Here is a 20,416-nt window from a genome sequence, read left to right on the forward strand (position 1 = left end):
AACATGAAAAAGCCGCTAAAAATAGCGGCTTTTCATCAGTAGGGGTCTAGGGGTTACAGCGCTTAATCAGCAACCTTTGGCGGCTCAACCTCAAGCTGCTTAGCTGCAATTACCGCCTGAGTACGACTGTGCACACCCAATTTACGCAAAATAGCCGTTACATGCGCCTTAATAGTGGCTTCAGAGACATTAAGCTCATAAGCAATCTGCTTATTCAGCAAGCCTTCAGTAAGCATATTCAGTACACGGAACTGTTGCGGAGTCAGTGTTGAGAGTGCTTCAGCAAAACGAGCCTGTTCTTCACTGACTTCACTCAGTGTTTCAGAGATCTCAGGCGGAAGCCACACTTCACCATTGAGCACTTCTTCAATCGCTTCAGCGATGGTCTCCAATGAAGACGATTTAGGAATAAAGCCGGATGAGCCAAAATCAATCGCTCGCTGGATCACGATAGGCTCTTCAGTACCAGAGACAACAATCACGGGAATAGCAGGACACTGCCCCCGCAGAAAAACCAAACCAGAGAAACCATGCGCTCCAGGCATATGCAGATCCAACAGGATAAGGTCTGCATCGGAATTGTTACTGGCTGCGGTCTGCACAGCCTCCATATCTTCGGCCTCAACAATCTCGGCTTCAGGTGCTACCTGCTTTACCGCTTGCTGCAGCGCGGCACGAAATAATGGATGATCGTCAGCAATAATGATCTTCTGTGCTAATGCCATTAATCTCCTCCAACTCCCTGCTAATCTTATATTTTTTCACTCTTATTTGCTGATCAATAATACCTTATTGTTGACACTTTTGCCTGCAAAAAAAAGCTCCCATGTGCTAATCACACGGGAGCTTTTCGTCTTTTCGACTACAAAAGTCGTGAATCGAAGCGATTAACGGTTCAGGCGGGACTCAATCAGATTATCGACAACACCTGGATCAGCCAGCGTTGAGGTATCCCCTAAACCATCACATTCATTCGCAGCAATCTTGCGCAAAATTCGGCGCATAATCTTGCCGGAACGTGTTTTAGGCAGGCCATCGGAGAACTGAATCAGATCCGGAGTAGCAATTGGGCCAATCTCTTTACGAACCCACTTCACCAGCTCTTTACGCAGATCTTCAGACTCATCAACGCCATCATTCAATGTTATATAGATGTAGATACCCTGGCCTTTAATCTCATGGGGATAGCCCACAACAGCAGCTTCAGCAACATCTTTGTGTGCAACCATAGCGCTTTCAATTTCAGCCGTGCCCATGCGGTGACCGGATACATTCAGAACATCATCAACACGGCCGGTAATCCAGAAATAACCATCTTCATCACGGCGCGCACCATCACCAGTAAAGTATGTGCCAGGATAAGTACTGAAATAAGTCTGAACGAAACGCTCATGATCACCCCAGATAGTACGAGCCTGACCAGGCCAGCTATCCTGGAGAATCAAACCACCTTCAGTCGCGCCTTCCAGCTCAGTTCCCTGACCATCAACCAACGCAGGCTGAACACCAAAGAACGGCAGTGTTGCAGAGCCCGGTTTCAAATCCGTTGCTCCCGGCAACGGAGAGATCAGAATCCCACCGGTTTCGGTCTGCCACCAAGTATCAACAATTGGGCAGTTACCGTTACCGATATTTTTGTGATACCACTCCCAGGCTTCAGGGTTAATAGGCTCACCCACAGAACCCAGCAGACGCAAAGAATCACGCTTACTATCGCCCATTACGTCATCGCCCTGGGCCATTAATGCACGAACTGCGGTCGGTGCCGTGTATAAAATATTGACGTTGTGCTTATCAACCACATCACCAAAGCGACTGTGAGATGGATAAGAAGGCACACCTTCAAACATCAGAGTAGTTGCACCATTAGACAGAGGACCATAAAGGATGTAACTGTGACCCGTAATCCAACCTACATCAGCTGTACACCAGTAAACATCACCCTCTTTGTAATCAAAGATATATTGGTGCGTCATGGATGCATAAACCATGTAACCACCGGTCGTATGCTTAAGGCCTTTAGGCGCACCGGTAGAGCCGGAGGTGTACAGAATAAACAACGGATCTTCTGCCCCCATCTCTTCCGGAGGACAAATATCAGAAGCCCCTTTATAGATGTCGTGATACCAGACATCCCGGTGATCATGCCAAGCAATATCACCGCCAGTGCATTGAACCACAACGACTTTTTCAACCGTCTTAACTTGCGGATTAGTCAGCGCTTCATCCACGTTCTCTTTCAGAGGAACTGCTTTGCCACCACGACGTCCCTGATCGGCTGTAATCACAATACGGGAGTCAGAGTTAATGATACGCCCAGCAATTGCATCCGGGGAGAAGCCACCAAATACAACGGAGTGAACCGCACCGATACGAGCACAGGCCAGCATCGCAACAGCAGCCTCAGGGATCATAGGCATATAGATAGTCACCACATCCCCTTTACGAACGCCCTGGCTTTTCAGCGCGTTCGAGAACTTACATACACGAGTATACAGATCACGATAAGTAATATTCTCAGATTGCTCAGGGTTGTCACCCTCCCAGATAATAGCAACCTGATCACCGCGGGTTTCCAGGTGGCGATCCAGACAGTTAGCACTGGCGTTCAGAGTACCATCTTCAAACCAGTTGATATCGACATTATGAGTATCAAAACTTACATTCTTAACTTTGGTGAAAGGCTTCATCCAGTCAATACGCTGGCCGTGTTCAGCCCAGAATGCATCTGGCTGTTCAACAGACTGTTTATACATCTCTTCATACTTCGCTTTATTGATCAAAGCATTTGAAGCCACGTCTGCTGGAACTGGGTACACTTTTTGTTGTTCGCTCATCTAAATCCTGCCTCTGTGCCTGTAAAGAAAAGAAACCCCGGGCGCTTTATTTTTATGATGCGGAGGTAAACAAAACAACCTCACCCGGAATACATATTCGATGCAAAGTTATACTGGGCTGAGAGACGCGAAAACATTAGACCTTGGTAGCACTATTTTTTCCTTAAAAATCAATGAGTTATAAATAGCCTTTCCTTTTGTGACCATATAGCCATTTCCGGTTTCATTTTCTCGCAGGTGCACAACAAGCTTTCATTCGACTTTCGGGTCATACAATCATCTGCCCTATAAAGTAAAACGGGTTATAACAACTGCCTGCTGTAACCCCCTCTTGAAAGCCCTAGGGGGCGTTTTACAACCCTTTTTTCTCTTTAAAAACCAACTCTTGACGACAAGTGCGACATAAGTATTTGATTCCCTGAGCAATTTTCTTGTGACGGCGAATCGTCAACCCATGGGCCCGCTCTGGACAACCACAGTGATAGATATAATCCTGTTTCGCGGTTTTAGTAACATCATATTGATGAGTTGTTTTAGCAGGGACACCTAATACCTGTTCCATAACAGCCTGCCACTCCCGTCCATGGGGTTTAATCTGATGGCCAAATTCCCGAAACGCCACTAAGTGTGCCAGCTCATGCGGTACTACATTGATCATAAAATCCTGATAGTTTTCCGCCATAAGGGCTAAATTGAACCTCAGCTTCCAGCGCTGAAGATAAGCCTGCCCAGCACACTTTCCTCTCAGGCTCAGATCCAGCTCCGGCACCGGATAAGTTTTCCCGAAGTAAGTTTCTACCTTTTCCATCCAATAGATCAGACCAAAACGCAGTGCAACTTCCGCCTGCACTTTATCTCCTGGATCGGGGCATACCGGCAGTGCCCGAGAATGTTCTTTCAATAATATTTCTGCTTGCACACAGTATCCTTGGCCATAGCTATTTTCTGAATAAATGTAAAATGGTCGCAGCTTGTCGATAAAATCTCAATTGCCTGCTAGCGGTCACCTATGACATTGGTACAATGGGCGTCATTTAATGGCCTTGGGTCTGCGCTCTGTGTGTCGCGCTATATTTTTGCACAGAAGCTTTTTACCGGGCCTCCCAGTTCAGAGGTAGTTATGAAAGAAGAGTCTATCCCAGTAGCCGTTATCGACGATGCTACCCTGGATCAGCTGTATGATTTTCTGGAATCAGATCAGGTTGACCCTGAAGCGCTGGACATTATCGGCCTGCATGGCTTTATGGTAGCCTTGGCGGTATGTCCCGACCCGGTCCCAACCGGAGAATGGCTACCGGTTGCATTTAACGGCATGCCAAAGTTCTCCAACTCAGACTCCGGAGCATTTGACGAAGAGACCGTCATCGGCTGGCTGGAAAGCATGCTGGAGCATACCCGCACTGTACTGTACCGTGGCCAAACTATCGAGTTGCCTTTTGAGCCAGAGCTGGAACAAGACGAAGTACTGGATGACAGCGAAATCAGCGCATGGTGCGCCGGTTTTGTTGAGGCTGTCATGATGCGTGAGGAAGTATGGTTTGGGCAGCATGAACAGGATGCCGCAGAACTGCTACTGCCCTTTATGGCAATCTCCTGTCTGTTTCCGGATGAAGAGCTTGACGATATTGTTGCCGACCTGGACACGACGAACCGTTTAGCAGCTCAACTACCAGAAATTCTGGTAGACCTCTATCTGCTATTCCACGCACCAGCAGAAAAACCTTCTTCTTTCCCCGGAAAAGGCAAAGGAGGCTCAAAGGGTGGCGCTGGTAAGGCTGCTAGCGGTAAAGGCGGCCAAGGGAAAAACCGCCGGAGCGGCAAGCGTAAATAAACCGGCCTTTCCTAGATTGAACCTTTAACAACGTACAAAAAAGAGCGAGGGTTCGACAACCCCGCTCTTTTTTATCATCGTTTATATCGACCATTAATCTGGATCAATGCTGCTGACGCTGGCCATAAAGCTTATGGTAGACCCCTTGCTGTTTCAGCAGCTCATCATGACGCCCTTCCTCAATGATTCGCCCATCATCAAAGACATAAACCCGGTCTGCTTGCTTCACAGCACTTAACCGGTGGGCGATGATAAGTGTGGTGCGCTCTTCCAGAAACGCCGCCATTGCCTCATGCAAACGGGCCTCGGTTTCCGTATCCAATGCTGAGGTAGCCTCATCCAAGATCACCACTTTCGGATCAGTCAGTATCATACGGGCAATCGCCAATCGTTGTTTCTGCCCTCCGGACAATCGTAACCCCTTCTGCCCAACCAGGGTGTCAAGCCCGCCCTCCAGTTGCTCCACAAAGAATTTCAGCTGAGCAATCTCCAGGGCCTGCCAAAGCTTCTTATCCCGTTGTTCGCGCCCCAGCGTAAGATTATCTCTGACCGTACCATTAAACATGGCCGGATGTTGCAGCACCGTCGCGACATGATTTCGTACCGGTAACAACCCAATAGTCTCAATAGGAGCATCATCGTAAAATATCTGACCGGACTCCGGCTGATACAGCCCCAGGAGGGCCTGTACCAATGTCGACTTACCACCACCACTGGTTCCCACCAAAGCAACCTTCTCACCGGGACGAATATCAAGGTTCACGCCCCTAAGCACGGGTTCATTATCGCCATACCTCAGGTGCAAGTCTCGAATACAAATACCGGTTGTTACCTTGCCAGAAAAGGGGTCATTCACTTCAGGGTAGTCAGGCTCCTGCTGCAGCTTCAACAGATCATTAAGACGGCCAGTCGCCGCTTTGGCAGCAAACCAGGCGTACTGAATTCCCAGCACCTCCTGCACAGGCCCCATCATGAACCAAAGATACCCAAATACTGCCAGCATCTGCCCAACTGAAAGATCTGAATAAAGCACCATTAGCATCGAGAGTGCGCGGAATATATCGAAACCAAAAAGAAAAACCAGAAAACTCAGCCGGCTGACAGCATCGCTTTTCCATTCGAAGTTGGCGGAGTGCTCTTTAACATCAAATGCCTTCCGTACAAGGCGCTTGATGTAATGTTCTTCACGATTACTGCTTCTCAATTGCTGCACAACATCCAGCGTTTCTCCCAAGGCTGACTGGAAGGCTTCGAAAGCGGTATTTTGCGTCCTCTTTAGTTGCTTCACATGCTTTCCCAACCGCATGGTCACCCAAACCACAACCGGGTTAAGCAGTAAAATAAAAAGCGCCAGCTGCCAGTGCATCCAAAAAAGAATCACAGCTGCACCTATCAGTGAAAGAAAAGCCACCACAAAGCGACTGACAGAGCTACTGATAAAACGATCAATCGTGTCAACATCCGTCACCAGATGAGAGGCCACAGAACCAGCCCCAAGATGCTCATATTCTGCCATAGAGATCCGCTGTAGATGCCCCAGCAGACGCTTTCGCAGCATGAACACAATCTCTTTTGAAATCAGAGTGAATTGACGGGTTTGCCAGACATTCAGTACCAACGCTGCAGCACGCATCAGAACTGTCGCCAAAAGAACCACAACAATATAGGCAGCAGGCAGCTGCCAGTCCTGGGGCAAAAGGTCATTAATCGTCGCTGTAATCTGCCCGGGCTGGCTGAGTAGTACCTCATCCACAAGCAGAGGGATCAACAGCGGTAAAGGTACACTGAATAAAGTCGCCGCAATCGCGATCAGGTTCGCCAATATCAGGGACTTTTTATGTTGTCTGATGACTTGCCAAAGGGACTGAGGAGTAATCTCCTGCTGCATAAGAGAGCCTGCACTGTTATCAGTCATCGTACATAATTCAAGGGTGTTATCTGTTTTGATCGACTCAGATTTCAAGTCAAAACTCCCATTTAATCCGGATGGGCTACTTCATGGTAATGAGTAGCAAATATTGAAAAACCGCCTTATAGCCCGAAAACAAACTTTATGCCTGCAATTCAAGTCTGGTGCGCCTAATCAGTTATAATCTGTTTAAGCTAGGTGGCGGTATCAGCACAACTCGCTACAAGGCACATACCACAGAATAACAACAGGAAGATGCCAACTATGATTTATCCGGCCCGCATCAAACAACGAGCAGACCGTCTGAGAAACCGCCTTGTAAGGATTCTGATGGTGCTGGCCGAACGCCTGATGCTGCTGTTCGTTCGTATTAGCTTCCACCGTAATTTACCCCAGCCAGACAATAATAACGATTCTTATTTCTATGCATTGGGAAATAAGAGTCTCTCCGATCGCCTGCTACTGAGCCACATAACCCGCCACTACAAGCTACCCTGGTCAGAGCAGGCCAGCGAACAGCCGGAAGAACCGGTCTCCTATATTGCGTTGCATAACCACTACTACGGTCTGAAAGGGGTTGCAGAGCATACTGTTTCGCCACGACTAGTTCGTATCATGGCTTATTTACTGGAAAATCCTGATCATGATATTCGACTGATACCTGTCACTATTTTCTGGGGGCGAGCTCCGGGACAGGAAACACATTGGCTCAACCGTTTCTCTGATCAAAGGGGATCTGTGCGGCAAAGTCTGCAACGCCTGGCTGCAATTCTGTTTCATGGTCGCCATACACTGGTGCATTTTGCTGAGCCGGTATCTCTCAGGGAATTAATCGCCACCAGCCCTCAGTCCACTCTCATCAATCAGCATGTGCGTAAAACAGCCCGTTTGCTGCGCGTACATTTTCGCCAAACCCGAATCAGCGTCACCGGGCCTGAACTTCCGGAACGGAAACAACTGATCAGGCAGTTGATACGCAGCCCAAGGATACAGGCTGCAATTCATGAGGCAACGCAGCCCGGAGAGCATCAGATCAGCAGCCAGAAGGCTCGCGATAAAGCAGAGAAGTATGCTGATGAAATTGTAGCTAATGTCTCTTACAGCACACAAAAAATGTTTGATGTGCTGCTCAGCTGGCTCTGGAACCGTCTGTATGATGGTGTGCAGATTCACAATATTGAGCAGGTACAGGAAACCGCAAAGCACAGTACGGTGGTTTACGTCCCCTGCCACCGTAGTCACATGGATTACCTGTTGCTTTCTTATGCGCTGTACAACCATGGTCTGACGCCCCCCCATGTCGCTGCCGGTATTAACCTGAATCTGCCGATTGTAGGCTCTCTTCTGCGCCGCGGTGGTGCTTTCTTTATCCGCCGTAGCTTTCGCGACAACCCTCTCTACGCCGCCGTATTCTCTGAATACCTTTTCCTCTTGCTAAACAAAGGATATTCCACAGAATACTTTGTGGAGGGTGGCCGAAGCCGCACCGGCAGAACACTGCAGCCCAAGCCAGGTATGCTATCGATGACAGTACAGGGTTACCTGCGCAATCCCCATCGGCAGATCCGGCTGATTCCGGTCTACATTGGCTATGAAAAAGTAGTTGAAGGGCGAACCTACCTGGGTGAGCTGCGCGGTAAAGCCAAAAAAGGTGAATCGATTCTGGGACTTCTGAAAGCAGCCAAAACACTAAAAGAGCACTTCGGTAAAGTCAGCCTTGCTTTTGGTGACCCTATTGATCTTAAAAAGACCCTCGATCAGGTTGTTCCCTGTTGGCATGAGAACTATGAGACCAATGATAAACCTCAATGGCTCCCTACTGCCGTGCGAGCACTGTCCCATGAGGTCGCTACCGGCATCAACAATACAGCAACATTGAATGGTGCAAACCTGTGTGCCTTGGGGTTATTGACGGCCCCAAGCTTTACACTCGAATACAGTAACCTAAGCCACTTTATTCACTTCAGCCAGAAGTTGCATAATCAGCTAAGGCACAAAGGCGATGCACCTGTAAATCATCAAACCAGCGAACACCTGATTGCAGAGGCTGAGAAGCTGGAGCTTATCACCCGGTTACCACACACCTATGGCGACCTGCTACAGCTTAATGAGCAACAGGCACTATTGATGACCTGGTATCGCAATAACATATTACACCTGTTTGCCCTCCCCTCCCTGGTGGCTTTCTGTTTTAACCAACAAAGCCAGTACACTCGTAATCAACTCCATGAATTACTCGGCACTCTCTACCCTTTCATTCATCAGGAACTGTATCTTCCCTGGCAGGGTGATGATCTTCACCACCAAATTGATGCCGTTATTCATTTTTTTATTGAGCAGGAACTGCTGATTGACGACGGTAAATATCTGGTACGGGTCAGTCCATATCAGGAACAAGGCACCCTGCTAACACTTATGGCACGTCCTATTCAGCCCAGCCTTGAACGGGGTTATCTTATGGTTGCGCTGCTATTGCACTTTGGCAGCGGCAGCTTCACTACAGAAGCACTGACAACGGAATGCCAGGTACTGGCGCAACGCCTTTCCATTCTGCACGGCCTGAATGCACCGGAATACTTCCACAAGCCCCTGTTCCGTCAGCTGGCAGAATTACTGCTTTCACTAGGCTACCTACAAATCGATGAAGAAGGCCATCTGACGTTCGATAGCAGTCTGGAATGGTTCTCAGTACAGTACCGCTCCCTATTTGATCCCGCTTTAAGGCATAGTATTCGCTTGCTAACCCATCAGCCAAAACATGCCATAAAAAAACAGGATGACTAAATCGTCTAAAACCATCCACGATTATTTTAAAACGAATATCCATCCGCTTACCCGGAGAAACATTAAGCTGACACAGCATGGCTTTCTTTAACAAAAGGCTGTGTTAGCATCCTCCGACGTTATTGTATTTACGCTACCCGCTCAGGCTTAAACTCATACTCAGAGTTCGCCAATCAGGAGTAATAAATGAGTAATGCACAGGAAAAGATGATGAATCAAAACAAAGACTGGTTTTTGGAAAACCTGGTCAATACCGTAAACAGCAGCGATATTGAGATCGGTATTACCCTACAAATGGATGGCTTTCTTGTATCCGGTCATATCGTAAACGGCCGTAAGTACTTTGATGGTTTCTCCGGTGAATTTATCTCAGAAACATCGGTTGCCTTTGGTAATAGAGAAGCGTTGGAAAATATTCGTCAGGCATTTGATAAGTACGCCAGCCTTTACGATGGCGAGGAATCTGCAGGCGACAACGGCGCCAGCTTTATCCATTTACAGGATGCACGCTTTTTTAACACTAATGGCGCGCCTATCCCAAATAACCGGGGCATGTGGTGGCGAGGTCGTATATCCGAAGTAAGTGGCTTTATTCTGGGCACGCTGAACGCTGAACAGGCTGAGGACTAGTCTCCGGACCGCAAGAACTGTATCTGGAGAATAAAAGCAGAGCATTTCAGTAATACAGCCCACATGGGCTAACTCTGCTTTTTGATTCCAGATATTTCTATTATCCCGCATACTTAAGCTATATTGCTAAAAGGACGTTTTGGAATAATAGAACATATGCAACAACTGCCTATTTATCATCCTATCCACTCTAAGCCGCACTTGGAATTTCGCCAGAGTTTTTTCCAGATCACATTTCAGGCGATGGCCAGCGACTGTGAGCTCCTGATAGACCTTCCAGAGGAAAGAGTCGGTTTTGCCAAGCATCTGGCGGATATTGCGGTTCGCGAAGTCTGGCGTATTGAGCAAAAATACAACCGTTACCTGGATAACAACGCCTTTACTCGCATCCATCAGCACACGGGGCACTGGCAGAAAGTTGACGAAGAAACTTACCGCCTGCTGGAGTTTGCCGATCAGGGCTGGCAGATATCCGATGGCTTATTTGATCTGACATCAGGCGTGTTACGAAAAGCCTGGTCCTTCAATGGAAGTAATCAGCTGCCGGAAACTCTGGCAGTGCAAGATCTGCTCCCTCATATCGGATGGTCAAAGCTGGATTATCGTAAAACCGGTGACAACGCTGAACTGCTTTTACCGGAAGGTATGGAATTAGATTTTGGCGGCATCGGTAAAGAGTATGCCGTCGATCGCGCCCTAGGGTTAATACTTGCCGAAGCGCAGGCTGATAAAACCCCGGTTTCCGCTCTGATCAACCTAGGAGGGGATATGGCTTGTAGTGGCCTGCGCTTAAATGACGAGCCCTGGAAAGTCGCAATTGAGCGCCCGGACACTGAAAAGAACTCACTCGCTTTGCTCAGTCTCTCCGGTGGAGGGCTTGCAACGTCCGGAGACAGTCGACGTTTTTTACTGAAAGACGGTGTGCGTTACAGTCACGTACTGAACCCTAAAACCGGCTGGCCAATTGATAATGCCCCTCGCTCAGTAACGGTTGCAGCTCCAAGTTGTGCGCAGAGCGGCCTAATTGCTACTTTGGCCCTGTTACAAGGGCCTCATGCAGAAGATTTCCTCAAATCAACCGGCTTACGTTACTGGTTGATACCCAATTAAACGTTATCCGGCTGAGGGTTAAACTCCAGTACCCGAAAGACAACCTGAGCCGTCAGGTCGAGCTTTTCCAGCTGCTGAGCGCTTTGTTTACCTTCATAGCTGGCTCGATACAGATGAGGGGTCATCACCAGCAGATCCTGAACCTGTTCTTTATTAAGAGTGGCGGGCCGGAATTCAAGCTGTTGCTGATCGATCAGTTTAAAGCCCTCTTCGGCTATACCTTTAAGTTCAGGTATATTCTTCCGGTGAACTTCTTTATAGATGATCTCACGCAACTCAACCAGATGATCAACACCGGATTCAGCCAAAATTACCTTACCGCCGGGTTTCAGAACCCTAGCAAACCACTCCGGTTGCCAAAAGCCGAACATGCAGATGATCAAATCCACCGAACCGGGCTCAACAGGTAACTGGGCATTGGTGCCTACAATCCAAGTGATCGGAAGCTGATATTTGGTTGCCGCCTGAACACCCCATTTAGAGATATCCACACCAAGTAGCTCAACCTTTTTTTGATCAACCTGCGTTTTTTCAATCAACTTGTTTTCTGTTGCCAAACGGCTCAGGTAGTAGCCTTCACCACAACCGGCATCCAGAATAGTTACAGATTTATTACCCGAAGCATCCAGCTGCTGGCTAACCAGTTGATTCAGCTGATCGGAGATAGGCTGATAAAGCCCAGCCTGTAAAAAACGCTGGCGGGCCTGAATCATCTCTTTGCTGTCACCGGGATCTTTTGATTTCTTTTTCTGTACCGGTAGCAGGTTAACGTACCCTTGTTTAGCGATATCAAAACTGTGCCCACCAAGGCATTTTAGGCTTCCTCCGTCCAGGGCCAGGGGTTGTTGATCCAGTGGACAGATAAGATGCGCTGCAGGTGTAAATTTCGCCATGATAGATACGTATGCCAGAAAGTAGAGAAGTTAAATTATAAGCTTAACAGGGTCAAAGCGCGCCATATTCCAATTTAGGACGATGGAGGTCAAGTCGATAGCAGTGAAATTCCGGTTTTTACTAAAATTGACCTATCTTGGATAGCAATTCCTGTTGGCCATGCTAACCTGACAGTCCTGAAAGCGGAGGTTCTGAACTATGCCGCTAATGCCTTTAGCGCGGGAACAGTTCCTGACAAGGTCTGTGCTTTAACCTGATTTGATTTGGTGACCCTATTATGACACGCCTGACAGATAATATTGATGACAACTACTCGCTCTTTATTGAAGAAATTCGTTTCAATGGGGAGCTATGGGGTATTGAATCGGAGGATGGCTGGGTCGTGGTGGACTCTCAGGAGTTTGAAGACACCGATGTCATCCCGTTCTGGTCTGAAAAAGAAGATGCTGAAGCACACTGTGTTGAAGAGTGGGCAGATTACCAAATCAGTAAAGTAGAGATCGAGAGCTTTGTACAGGAGTGGTTACCGGAACTGGACAGCGATGGTGTTCTGGTAGGGGCCAATTGGAATACTGAGCTTGACGGTCTAGAGGTTGAGCCTTTGCAGTTGGCCGAAGCATTGGCAGGGGTTGATGCTGACTGATAATCCTGTTCGCTGATTATTGCAATCATCTCAGGCCGAAGTGACAACATACAAAAGTAACCGAAAGCTAGCCTGAGAAAGCTCTGGGATTGAATTGATCTCAGAGCACATTCAACCCGCTAAACTTCAGGCATAGCTGGCTCAGCAGAGGCCAGCTTTTACCTTTCTCAATACCTTTAATTCTGCGGTCTGTCTGCTCAGCCATCAAAATCAACTGGTGTAACTGTTTACGGCTGTGGGTTTTCAGAGCTTTCTGATAAATAGGTTTACGTTTATCCCAGATTCTCAGATCACGGCAGATGCGATCAAAAGACTGGCCCTGGTCAACCCTGTGTTTCAGATTGACCAGCTGACGCAGCTCCCGGGTAATTCCCCAGAGAATAATAGGAGGTTCCAGACCCTCCCCTTGCAGTCCTACTAGAATCTTGCTGGTGCGCACAGGGTCTGCATTTAATAATGCATCTGTCAGATTAAAAACATCGTAACGAGAGCTATCATGTACGGCGGCCAGGATTGCTTCATCATCCAGCTGGCCCTGATCAGGGTAAGCTAGGCGAAGCTTTTGAATCTCCTGATCACAAGCCATTAGGTTACCTTCAACCCTCTGTGCTAAAAGTGCAACAGCTTCCGGAGTAGGATGAAATCCGGCAGCCCTCAGGCGATGCGTGATCCAGCCCGGCAGGCGTTGCTGATCCAGAGGCCACACAGGCACAAAAATACCGACAGCATCGAGAGCCTTAAACCATTTACTATTAGTGGATGAGCCTTCCAACTTACCGGAGATAATCATCAGTGTATTATCACTTTCTCCCCGATTATCCGAAATCTCCTGAGCGTAGGCCTGTAACGCCTGACTGCCTTCCTGACCCGGTTTTCCGCTGGGAATGTGAAGTTCAATCAGCTTATGGCTGGAGAAAAGGCTCATACTGGCGCTGGATTCCAGCAGAGTGCTCCAACTGAAACTATTATCCACATGGTGAACCTCCCGCTCTTCAGCTCCCGCCTGACGGGCAGCAGTGCGAACAGCGTCCGATGCCTCCCGCATCTGCAGAGGTTCATCACCGGATATCAGATAGATCGGCTGAAGGCCCTTTTCTAACTGTTCGCCAAGCTTATCCGCAAAAACTTTCATGGCTGTTGGCTGTCGCCAGTAACGTGCTGATCTGTAGGCAGGTCAGTATGGCTTAACTGGCGAGCGACACGCTGGGCAAGATAACGTTCCATTTCAAAACGCAGTGAGGCCAGATCACTGGCTTCACTGTAAAGACTATCATTGCTGGTGTAACTACGACTGGTTTTTAATGTGCGCTGAGAAGTAACCGGCTTGCCCTCTGCATTCAGTAGCTGAAAGCCCACTTCAGCATAGAGGTCATAACTATTTGCATCAGTGTTAAAGGTTATCTGCCGTCTCTGATGGCGAACCTCACTGAGCCAAAGCTGCCAGCGGGCTCCCTCTTTATCTTCCAGTAAAGTTACATCACCCTGGGCCAGCTGGGTAGCCAGAGTATTATAGAAAACAGAAGATTGTTCAGAGAGATACAGCGGAGAAAGCGCCACTGGAAAACCAGCTGTCTCACGCAGCTGAAAGCCGCAACCGCTGATCAGTATTGCCAGTATTGCTACGCCTAACCACCTAAAATTAGACAAAGGTTTTGTCTTTGGCAACGTCATCTGCATTCCGTCTGATTGGTAGAGTTAAATAAAAAAACAATATTTGAAAAAAACAGGCACGGGCTAAGCCGTGCCTGTTTTAGCGTAGTGAACCCTGATATCAGATTAGTTCGCTACAATGTTGACCAATTTTCCCGGAACAACAATCACTTTGCGAATGGTGACACCTTCCAGGAATTTAGCCACTTTTTCGTCAGCTTTCGCCTGTTCTTCAACGGCATCTTTTGGTGCGTCTGCAGCCACATCAATTTTGCTGCGCACTTTACCATTAACCTGAACAACCATCTGAATCGAGTCGCGGGCAAGCGCATCCTGATCTATCTGTGGCCATTGGGCGTCGATGACAGCATCTTCATGTCCCAGCAACTGCCATAAGGTGTGTGCGATATGCGGCACCATAGGTGACAACATTACAACACAAGCTTCAATCGCTTCATGTTGAACGGCATGCATCTCAGCACTGTCATCATTCACTTTGGTGATGGCGTTGGTCAGTTCCATAACAGCTGCGATAGCCGTGTTAAAGGTCAGACGACGCTCCATATCATCGCTGATCTTAGCGATGGTTTCATGGGTCTTACGGCGCAAGTCTTTCTGCTTGTCGTTCAGAGCCGCCGGATTCAGTTCCGGTGCAGGACCTGCTTCAACGTGGCCTTGTACCATTTTCCAAAGACGCTTCAGGAAGCGGTTCGCTCCTTCCACACCGGAGTCGGACCATTCCAGAGATTGCTCCGGTGGTGCAGCAAACATGATAAACAGACGCACGGTATCCGCACCATACTTCTGGATCAGTTCCTGCGGGTCAACGGTGTTGCCTTTGGACTTAGACATCTTGCTGCCATCTTTCAGCACCATGCCTTGCGTCAGCAGACGCTGGAACGGTTCGTCAGAGTTCACCAGACCTTCATCACGCAGCAGTTTGTGATAGAAGCGACTGTACAGCAGGTGCAGAATGGCGTGCTCGATACCACCGATGTAGTGGTTTACCGGTGTCCAGTAATCCGCCTCAGAGTCGAGCATCGCTTCGCTCTGATTACGGCAGGCATAACGGGCGTAGTACCATGACGATTCCATGAAGGTGTCAAAAGTATCTGTTTCGCGGGTTGCTGCACCGCCACACTTCGGACAGGTAGTTTCGTAGAACTCTGGCATCTTCTTGATGGGAGAACCAACACCATCAAAATCGACATCTTCCGGCAGCACCACCGGCAATTGGTCTTCTGGGACAGCAACATCACCGCAACTGTCACAATGAATCATTGGTATTGGCGCACCCCAGTAACGCTGGCGGGAGACACCCCAATCGCGCAGGCGATAATTGATGGTGATCTTGCCTTTACCTTCGCTTTCCAGCTTGGCAGCGATATCATCAAAAGCGGCTTCAAAGTCGAGACCGTCAAACTCACCGGAGTTAATCAGTTTACCTTTTTCGGTGTAGGCTTCCTGAGACAGATCCGCTTCATCACCTTCAGCAGCGACAATCACCTGTTCAATTGATAAGCCGTATTTGGTGGCAAACTCCCAGTCACGCTGATCATGGCCCGGAACCGCCATAACAGCACCTGAACCGTAATCCATCAGTACGAAGTTGGCGACCATTACCGGTACTTCACGACCGGTCAGTGGATGAAGGGCGGTAAAGCCAGTTGGCATCCCCTTCTTCTCCATGGTTGCCATATCCGCTTCAGCAACCTTGGTGTGTTTGCACTCTTCGACAAACGCAGCCAACTCAGGATTGTTCTGCGCGGCTTCCAGAGAAAGTGGATGCTGGGCAGCAACGGCCACATAGGTCACCCCCATTAGGGTATCGGGGCGAGTCGTAAACACTTCCAGTTCTTCGCTACGGTCTTTCAGGCCGAAACGCAGTTCAACACCACGGGATTTACCAATCCAGTTACGTTGCATGGTTTTAACCTGCTCAGGCCACTCAACCTTGTCCAGGTCATCCAGCAACTGATCGGCGTAATCGGTAATCTTCAGGAACCACTGTGGAATCTCACGACGCTCAACTTCGGTATCACAGCGCCAGCAGCAGCCATCAATCACCTGCTCATTAGCCAGAACGGTCATATCATGAGGACACCAGTTCACGGCAGAGGTCTTTTTGTAAACCAAACCTTTTTCGAACAAGCGGGTAAAGAACCACTGTTCCCAGCGATAGTATTCAGGGTGGCAAGTAGCAATTTCGCGATCCCAGTCGTAAGCAAAACCCAGTTGCTTCAGCTGGTCACGCATATAATCGATGTTTTCGTAGGTCCATTTGGCCGGAGCTACGTTGTTTTTAATGGCAGCGTTCTCTGCGGGCAGGCCAAACGCATCCCAGCCCATAGGCTGTAGCACGTTTTTGCCACGTAGTCGCTGATAACGAGACAGTACATCACCAATGGTGTAGTTACGCACGTGACCCATATGCAGACGGCCGCTTGGGTACGGGAACATAGACAAGCAGTAGAATTTTTCACGGTTTGCGTCTTCTACAGCTTTAAAGCATTGATTCTTTTCCCAGAAAGCCTGTGCTTCCTGTTCGATCTTGTGAGGAGTGTACTGAACGTCCATTATCGCTTGGTTACCTTGCCAGTTCCGGGGGCCCGGAAGGGTTAACAAATAGGGTCTAGAAAGAAGTAGCGTTTTCGTTAAACCCACAATTCTACCCTAGTGACTGGATTACAGGTAGGGGCTACAGGGAGAAAATAGATGCTTAACCCTTAGGAATCAGGGATTAAGAAAAGAAATTTCTTATCATCCATTTTTTACTGATCCTGATCCATTACTCTTGCTACTGGATAGTAAATACTCAAGAATAACAAGGCGATGGTCGCACCTGTGATATCTTCACCGGAATCATGCTCTGCCTTTCCCGATCAAGGAGACGTTATGTCAGATTTATCAAAAGAAAACCACTCAGACAGCAATAAAAAGCTGGCTCGCCATTACGATAATGCCCTGGCCCGTATTGAAAAGCGTCTAGCAGAAGCCGAGCACAACTCACTGGAAACCCTGGAGAAGGAGATCCGCGATGCGGTGGAATTCGAGCAGGATCTGGAGCGTCTGACTAAAGATGAAGTAGCTCTGCTGACCACCTGGTTAAACCGTGACCTTCAGGATCTGGGCCACTTTGTCAGTTCAACCGGTCGAGGGTTAGGTGAGTGGCTAAATATCGACCTGTCAACACTGGAACTGTCTTTGGCACGTGCACTGCAATCGGTTGCGGATAAAACCCGTATCGATCAGTTAGAACTTGCACAAAAACTGGAAAGTGATCCTGGAACCTATATTGAAGGTGAGCTGGCAACTGCCGGTACCTTTAGTTGTACGGAGTGCGACAAAATTGTTGTTGTCACCCACACGCGTCCGATTGAACGCTGCCACCGCTGCGACAACCATATATTCCACCGCGTAAGTCAGTTTCACGGACACCAAGATTAACATTCTGACTCTACTCAGTTTTTGATAATGTTATCGGCTGCAATCCTGTCCATTTATGTACCGGATTGCTTTATCTCAAGCTATAGCAGAATGATTTAAGGCCCCATTTACATTTCGCTCATGCCAAGGGAATGCGTATAATTGCCTTTTTGTTCTTAGGCAGATAACAGATGGTACGCATTCTCGCGCTCGATACGTCAACAGAAGCTTGTTCGGTAGCCCTGAAACTGGGTGATCAGGTTGTGGAGAATTTTCAGCTTCAGCCCCGTAAGCACACTCAGCTGTTGTTACCTATGGTAGAGGAGATCCTGGCTGACGCAGGCATCAAGCTTCAACAGCTGGATGCTATCGCATTCGCCAACGGCCCGGGGTCATTTACAGGTTTACGTATCGCAACAGGGGTAACTCAGGGGCTGGCGTTTGGTGCAGATCTGCCGGTGATTCCTGTCACAACACTCGAAACCATGGCGTTTACTCTTTTCCGGGAGCGATTTGCTCACTATATTATCTCATCTCTTGATGCTCGTATGGGGGAAGTTTACTGGGCCGCTTATCACTGGAACGGCAATGGTTTTGATTGTGTCGCCCAGCCGGAAGTAATCGCCCCAGACCAGGTTTCTCTGGTGCAATCTATTGATGATGCGGACTGGGTGGGAGCTGGCAGTGGTTGGCAGCTGCTGGATCAATTCTCGCCAGTTATGCAGGGTCTCGTGCAGCAAACCTACCCTGATCTTCTGCCAAAAGCCGGCAATATTGCTCGTCTGGCGGAACTTTACTGGCAACAGAATAAAACAGTTTCTGCTGAAGACGCGATTCCTGTTTATCTGCGGGATAATGTAGCGTTTAAAAAAGGCGAAGGGCCCCATAAGCGAACATAGACCAGTAATCGCTTAATGTTCTCTTAATCCGGAGCTATCAGAATTGTTCGGATAGCACACAGTGAAAGAGTGCCCCAGCAAAAGGACTGACATTTGTGGATTGGTTCCAGGTTACATTTCTAGCTCTTTTACAGGGGCTGACTGAATTTTTACCGATTTCAAGCTCCGGACATCTCATACTACCTTCCCAGCTGTTCGGCTGGGCTGATCAGGGGCTAGCTTTTGATGTTGCTGTCCATGTCGGCACGTTATTGGCCGTTATGCTTTATTTCTACCGTGATATTTGTCAAATGACAAAAGCTTGGTTTGCCAGTGTCTTTCAACGGCAGAAAAGCCAACAAAGTCTGATGGCCTGGGGAGTCATTTTTGCCACAGTCCCAGCATGTATCATTGGTGAACTATTCAATGGTGTCATAGAACAAAATCTTCGGGCCACCTGGATTATCGCCGTTACAACACTGCTTTTTGGTGTTCTGCTCTGGTGGGCTGATATCAAGGGATCTCGCAAACGTGGGGAAGGTGACTTCACCATAAAAGATGCAATCTGGATCGGTCTGGCACAGGCTCTGGCTCTTATACCGGGAACATCACGCTCCGGCATCACTATCACAGCGGGGCTAATGCTCGGGTTGAACCGAAAAACAGCGGCTCGGTTCAGTTTTTTACTGTCGATTCCCCTAATTATGGCTGCAGGCTTGCTGAAAGGTGCAGAGCTATATCAGACCGGTACGGAAGCACAGATTAGCCATACTCTGGTTGGCGGCCTGATCGCTTTCGGTGCAGCCCTTGCTTGTATTCATATATTTCTGCATCTGCTAGACCGGATCGGTATGCTACCTTTCGTCATATATCGCCTTATTTTAGGCACTATCCTGCTGGTATTTTTTGTCTAACTCTGAGTTATTGCTATGCCTGATTCAAATTTGGTGACACCGCTTTATATCTATCTCCAGCAAGACAGATACCGATCTCAGGCTGAACAGCTACTTAGCAATCCATTGCCCGAACACCTATCAGCAGAGCTGGTCAGCGAACTACCCGAAGAAGCCGGAGCCCTCATTTTACAGATCGGAGATCAGGGCATATCTCTTGGTGAAACAGGTAAAAAAGCCCCAAAGCCCATTCAGGTAGAATTCTCTTCAGGTAAAGCAGCTCATCGCCGCCAGTATGGCGGAGGCAAAAGTCAGCTCATCGCTAAAGCTGTCGGTCTTAAGTCAGGTATTAAACCTCGGGTACTCGATGCAACGGCAGGCCTGGGGGGCGATGCTTTTGTTCTGGCAGGGTTAGGATGTGACATGCTTTTGATGGAACGACATCCAGTTGTGGCCACATTGCTAAGGGATGGGCTGAGTCGTGCTTTATCAGACCCGGAAACGTCTGAGATTGCCTCCCGTATGCGACTGGTTCCTGGTAACTCAACCGATAATATGACCCAGGCAATTACTGCAACGGGGTTCTCACCACAGGTTATCTACCTTGATCCTATGTTCCCATCACGGGAAAAAAGCGCATCAGTAAAGAAAGAAATGAAGCTGTTTCATCAGCTGGTTGGATTTGACACTGACGATGACCAGCTGCTTGCCGTAGCCCTGGAGCTTGCCTCTCACCGGGTTGTTGTTAAACGACCACGAAAAGCACCTGCCATTAAAGGCATAGCACCGACCTATGCGCTTGAAGGGAAGTCAAGCCGTTACGATATCTACACCAAGCGTAAGCTGGATGACCACTAAGGAAGACTCTAGCTTCATAAACAAAACGCATCACGCTAAAAGGGAAGCCAAAGCTTCCCCTTTAGCGCATAAA

General features: G+C 48.4%; 17 protein-coding genes. 9 read left to right on the forward strand and 8 right to left on the reverse strand.

Features of this window, described 5'->3' with window-relative positions; genetic code table 11:
• Positions 1 to 62: 62 nt before the first annotated feature.
• The 3 genes from ACN0R8_RS11820 to ACN0R8_RS11830 all read right to left on the reverse strand — a co-directional run bounded on the left by ACN0R8_RS11820 (position 63) and on the right by ACN0R8_RS11830 (position 3,687).
• Positions 63 to 725 (reverse strand): LuxR C-terminal-related transcriptional regulator, encoded by a 663-nt coding sequence (locus ACN0R8_RS11820; RefSeq protein WP_078320026.1) that lies wholly within the window; start codon positions 723 to 725, stop codon positions 63 to 65.
• A gap of 162 nt (positions 726 to 887) precedes the next feature.
• Entirely contained in the window at positions 888 to 2,837 is a 1,950-nt protein-coding gene (acs, locus tag ACN0R8_RS11825; protein ID WP_417597641.1) for an acetate--CoA ligase, read from the reverse strand.
• Positions 2,838 to 3,189: 352 nt separating this feature from the next.
• Positions 3,190 to 3,687, reverse strand: a complete 498-nt coding sequence (locus tag ACN0R8_RS11830) for a SprT family zinc-dependent metalloprotease (protein ID WP_417597643.1) — start codon at positions 3,685 to 3,687, stop codon at positions 3,190 to 3,192.
• A 159-nt stretch (positions 3,688 to 3,846) separates the two neighbouring features.
• On the opposite strand from ACN0R8_RS11830, the gene ACN0R8_RS11835 reads away from it, so the two are divergent.
• Positions 3,847 to 4,668 carry a YecA family protein gene (locus ACN0R8_RS11835; RefSeq protein WP_417597645.1) on the forward strand — a complete coding sequence of 274 codons (822 nt, stop codon included), beginning with the start codon at positions 3,847 to 3,849 and terminating at the stop codon, positions 4,666 to 4,668.
• Positions 4,669 to 4,771: 103 nt separating this feature from the next.
• On the opposite strand, the gene ACN0R8_RS11840 is transcribed toward ACN0R8_RS11835, so the two are convergent.
• Complete coding sequence (locus ACN0R8_RS11840; RefSeq protein ID WP_417597647.1) at positions 4,772 to 6,583, reverse strand: ABC transporter ATP-binding protein; 1,812 nt, start codon at positions 6,581 to 6,583, stop codon at positions 4,772 to 4,774.
• A gap of 249 nt (positions 6,584 to 6,832) precedes the next feature.
• On the opposite strand from ACN0R8_RS11840, the gene plsB reads away from it, so the two are divergent.
• The 3 genes from plsB (at position 6,833) to ACN0R8_RS11855 (ending at position 11,101) form a co-directional block, all read left to right on the forward strand.
• Positions 6,833 to 9,361 carry a glycerol-3-phosphate 1-O-acyltransferase PlsB gene (gene plsB, locus ACN0R8_RS11845; protein WP_417597649.1) on the forward strand — a complete coding sequence of 843 codons (2,529 nt, stop codon included), beginning with the start codon at positions 6,833 to 6,835 and terminating at the stop codon, positions 9,359 to 9,361.
• A 186-nt stretch (positions 9,362 to 9,547) separates the two neighbouring features.
• The gene (gene gvpU / locus ACN0R8_RS11850) at positions 9,548 to 9,991 is read left to right on the forward strand and encodes a gas vesicle accessory protein GvpU (protein WP_417597651.1); all 444 of its coding nucleotides are present in this window, start codon (positions 9,548 to 9,550) and stop codon (positions 9,989 to 9,991) included.
• Between the two features lie 156 nt (positions 9,992 to 10,147).
• Positions 10,148 to 11,101: an FAD:protein FMN transferase gene (locus ACN0R8_RS11855; RefSeq protein WP_417597653.1), complete on the forward strand. Its 954-nt coding sequence runs from the start codon at positions 10,148 to 10,150 to the stop codon at positions 11,099 to 11,101.
• On the opposite strand, the gene ACN0R8_RS11860 is transcribed toward ACN0R8_RS11855, so the two are convergent.
• The gene (locus ACN0R8_RS11860) at positions 11,098 to 11,994 is read right to left on the reverse strand and encodes a putative RNA methyltransferase (RefSeq protein WP_417597655.1); all 897 of its coding nucleotides are present in this window, start codon (positions 11,992 to 11,994) and stop codon (positions 11,098 to 11,100) included. The two genes, ACN0R8_RS11855 and ACN0R8_RS11860, sit on opposite strands and share 4 nt — an antisense overlap.
• Before the next feature lie 278 nt (positions 11,995 to 12,272).
• On the opposite strand from ACN0R8_RS11860, the gene ACN0R8_RS11865 reads away from it, so the two are divergent.
• On the forward strand, positions 12,273 to 12,638 hold the full coding sequence (locus tag ACN0R8_RS11865; RefSeq protein WP_078320020.1) for a DUF2750 domain-containing protein: 366 nt from the start codon (positions 12,273 to 12,275) through the stop codon (positions 12,636 to 12,638).
• Positions 12,639 to 12,738: 100 nt separating this feature from the next.
• On the opposite strand, the gene holA is transcribed toward ACN0R8_RS11865, so the two are convergent.
• The 3 genes from holA to leuS all read right to left on the reverse strand — a co-directional run bounded on the left by holA (position 12,739) and on the right by leuS (position 16,865).
• Positions 12,739 to 13,770, reverse strand: coding sequence for a DNA polymerase III subunit delta (holA, locus tag ACN0R8_RS11870; protein ID WP_417597658.1), 1,032 nt, complete (start codon positions 13,768 to 13,770; stop codon positions 12,739 to 12,741).
• Positions 13,767 to 14,309 carry a hypothetical protein gene (locus ACN0R8_RS11875; RefSeq protein WP_417597660.1) on the reverse strand — a complete coding sequence of 181 codons (543 nt, stop codon included), beginning with the start codon at positions 14,307 to 14,309 and terminating at the stop codon, positions 13,767 to 13,769. The genes holA and ACN0R8_RS11875 overlap by 4 nt, the downstream gene beginning before the upstream one ends.
• A 105-nt stretch (positions 14,310 to 14,414) precedes the next feature.
• Positions 14,415 to 16,865, reverse strand: a complete 2,451-nt coding sequence (leuS, locus tag ACN0R8_RS11880; protein WP_417597662.1) for a leucine--tRNA ligase — start codon at positions 16,863 to 16,865, stop codon at positions 14,415 to 14,417.
• A 318-nt stretch (positions 16,866 to 17,183) separates the two neighbouring features.
• Between leuS and ACN0R8_RS11885 the strand changes: the two genes are divergently transcribed.
• From ACN0R8_RS11885 to ACN0R8_RS11900, 4 genes are all read left to right on the forward strand, one after another.
• A complete protein-coding gene (locus ACN0R8_RS11885; RefSeq protein ID WP_417597664.1) occupies positions 17,184 to 17,735 on the forward strand; it encodes a zinc ribbon-containing protein in 552 nt (183 codons plus the stop codon).
• Between the two features lie 170 nt (positions 17,736 to 17,905).
• Positions 17,906 to 18,613, forward strand: coding sequence for a tRNA (adenosine(37)-N6)-threonylcarbamoyltransferase complex dimerization subunit type 1 TsaB (gene tsaB / locus ACN0R8_RS11890; protein ID WP_417597665.1), 708 nt, complete (start codon positions 17,906 to 17,908; stop codon positions 18,611 to 18,613).
• 95 nt (positions 18,614 to 18,708) lie between these two features.
• Entirely contained in the window at positions 18,709 to 19,506 is a 798-nt protein-coding gene (locus ACN0R8_RS11895) for an undecaprenyl-diphosphate phosphatase (RefSeq protein ID WP_417597667.1), read from the forward strand.
• 15 nt (positions 19,507 to 19,521) lie between these two features.
• On the forward strand, positions 19,522 to 20,343 hold the full coding sequence (locus tag ACN0R8_RS11900) for a class I SAM-dependent methyltransferase (RefSeq protein WP_417597669.1): 822 nt from the start codon (positions 19,522 to 19,524) through the stop codon (positions 20,341 to 20,343).
• The last annotated feature ends 73 nt before the right edge of the window (positions 20,344 to 20,416 follow it).

Origin of the sequence: Oceanospirillum sp., from assembly GCF_048265165.1 — a bacterium.
GTDB lineage: Bacteria > Pseudomonadota > Gammaproteobacteria > Pseudomonadales > Halomonadaceae > Oceanospirillum.

What these genes read in the sequence shown, in the direction of transcription:
- ACN0R8_RS11820 (WP_078320026.1), bottom strand. Translation starts at nt 725, where the DNA reads ATGGCATTAGCACAGAAGATCATTATTGCTGACGATCATCCATTATTT.
- acs (WP_417597641.1), bottom strand. Translation starts at nt 2,837, where the DNA reads ATGAGCGAACAACAAAAAGTGTACCCAGTTCCAGCAGACGTGGCTTCA.
- ACN0R8_RS11835 (WP_417597645.1), top strand. Translation starts at nt 3,847, where the DNA reads ATGACATTGGTACAATGGGCGTCATTTAATGGCCTTGGGTCTGCGCTC.
- ACN0R8_RS11840 (WP_417597647.1), bottom strand. Translation starts at nt 6,583, where the DNA reads ATGACTGATAACAGTGCAGGCTCTCTTATGCAGCAGGAGATTACTCCT.
- plsB (WP_417597649.1), top strand. Translation starts at nt 6,833, where the DNA reads ATGCCAACTATGATTTATCCGGCCCGCATCAAACAACGAGCAGACCGT.
- gvpU (WP_417597651.1), top strand. Translation starts at nt 9,548, where the DNA reads ATGAGTAATGCACAGGAAAAGATGATGAATCAAAACAAAGACTGGTTT.
- ACN0R8_RS11855 (WP_417597653.1), top strand. Translation starts at nt 10,148, where the DNA reads ATGCAACAACTGCCTATTTATCATCCTATCCACTCTAAGCCGCACTTG.
- ACN0R8_RS11860 (WP_417597655.1), bottom strand. Translation starts at nt 11,994, where the DNA reads ATGGCGAAATTTACACCTGCAGCGCATCTTATCTGTCCACTGGATCAA.
- ACN0R8_RS11865 (WP_078320020.1), top strand. Translation starts at nt 12,273, where the DNA reads ATGACACGCCTGACAGATAATATTGATGACAACTACTCGCTCTTTATT.
- holA (WP_417597658.1), bottom strand. Translation starts at nt 13,770, where the DNA reads ATGAAAGTTTTTGCGGATAAGCTTGGCGAACAGTTAGAAAAGGGCCTT.
- ACN0R8_RS11875 (WP_417597660.1), bottom strand. Translation starts at nt 14,309, where the DNA reads ATGACGTTGCCAAAGACAAAACCTTTGTCTAATTTTAGGTGGTTAGGC.
- leuS (WP_417597662.1), bottom strand. Translation starts at nt 16,865, where the DNA reads ATGGACGTTCAGTACACTCCTCACAAGATCGAACAGGAAGCACAGGCT.
- ACN0R8_RS11885 (WP_417597664.1), top strand. Translation starts at nt 17,184, where the DNA reads ATGTCAGATTTATCAAAAGAAAACCACTCAGACAGCAATAAAAAGCTG.
- tsaB (WP_417597665.1), top strand. Translation starts at nt 17,906, where the DNA reads ATGGTACGCATTCTCGCGCTCGATACGTCAACAGAAGCTTGTTCGGTA.
- ACN0R8_RS11900 (WP_417597669.1), top strand. Translation starts at nt 19,522, where the DNA reads ATGCCTGATTCAAATTTGGTGACACCGCTTTATATCTATCTCCAGCAA.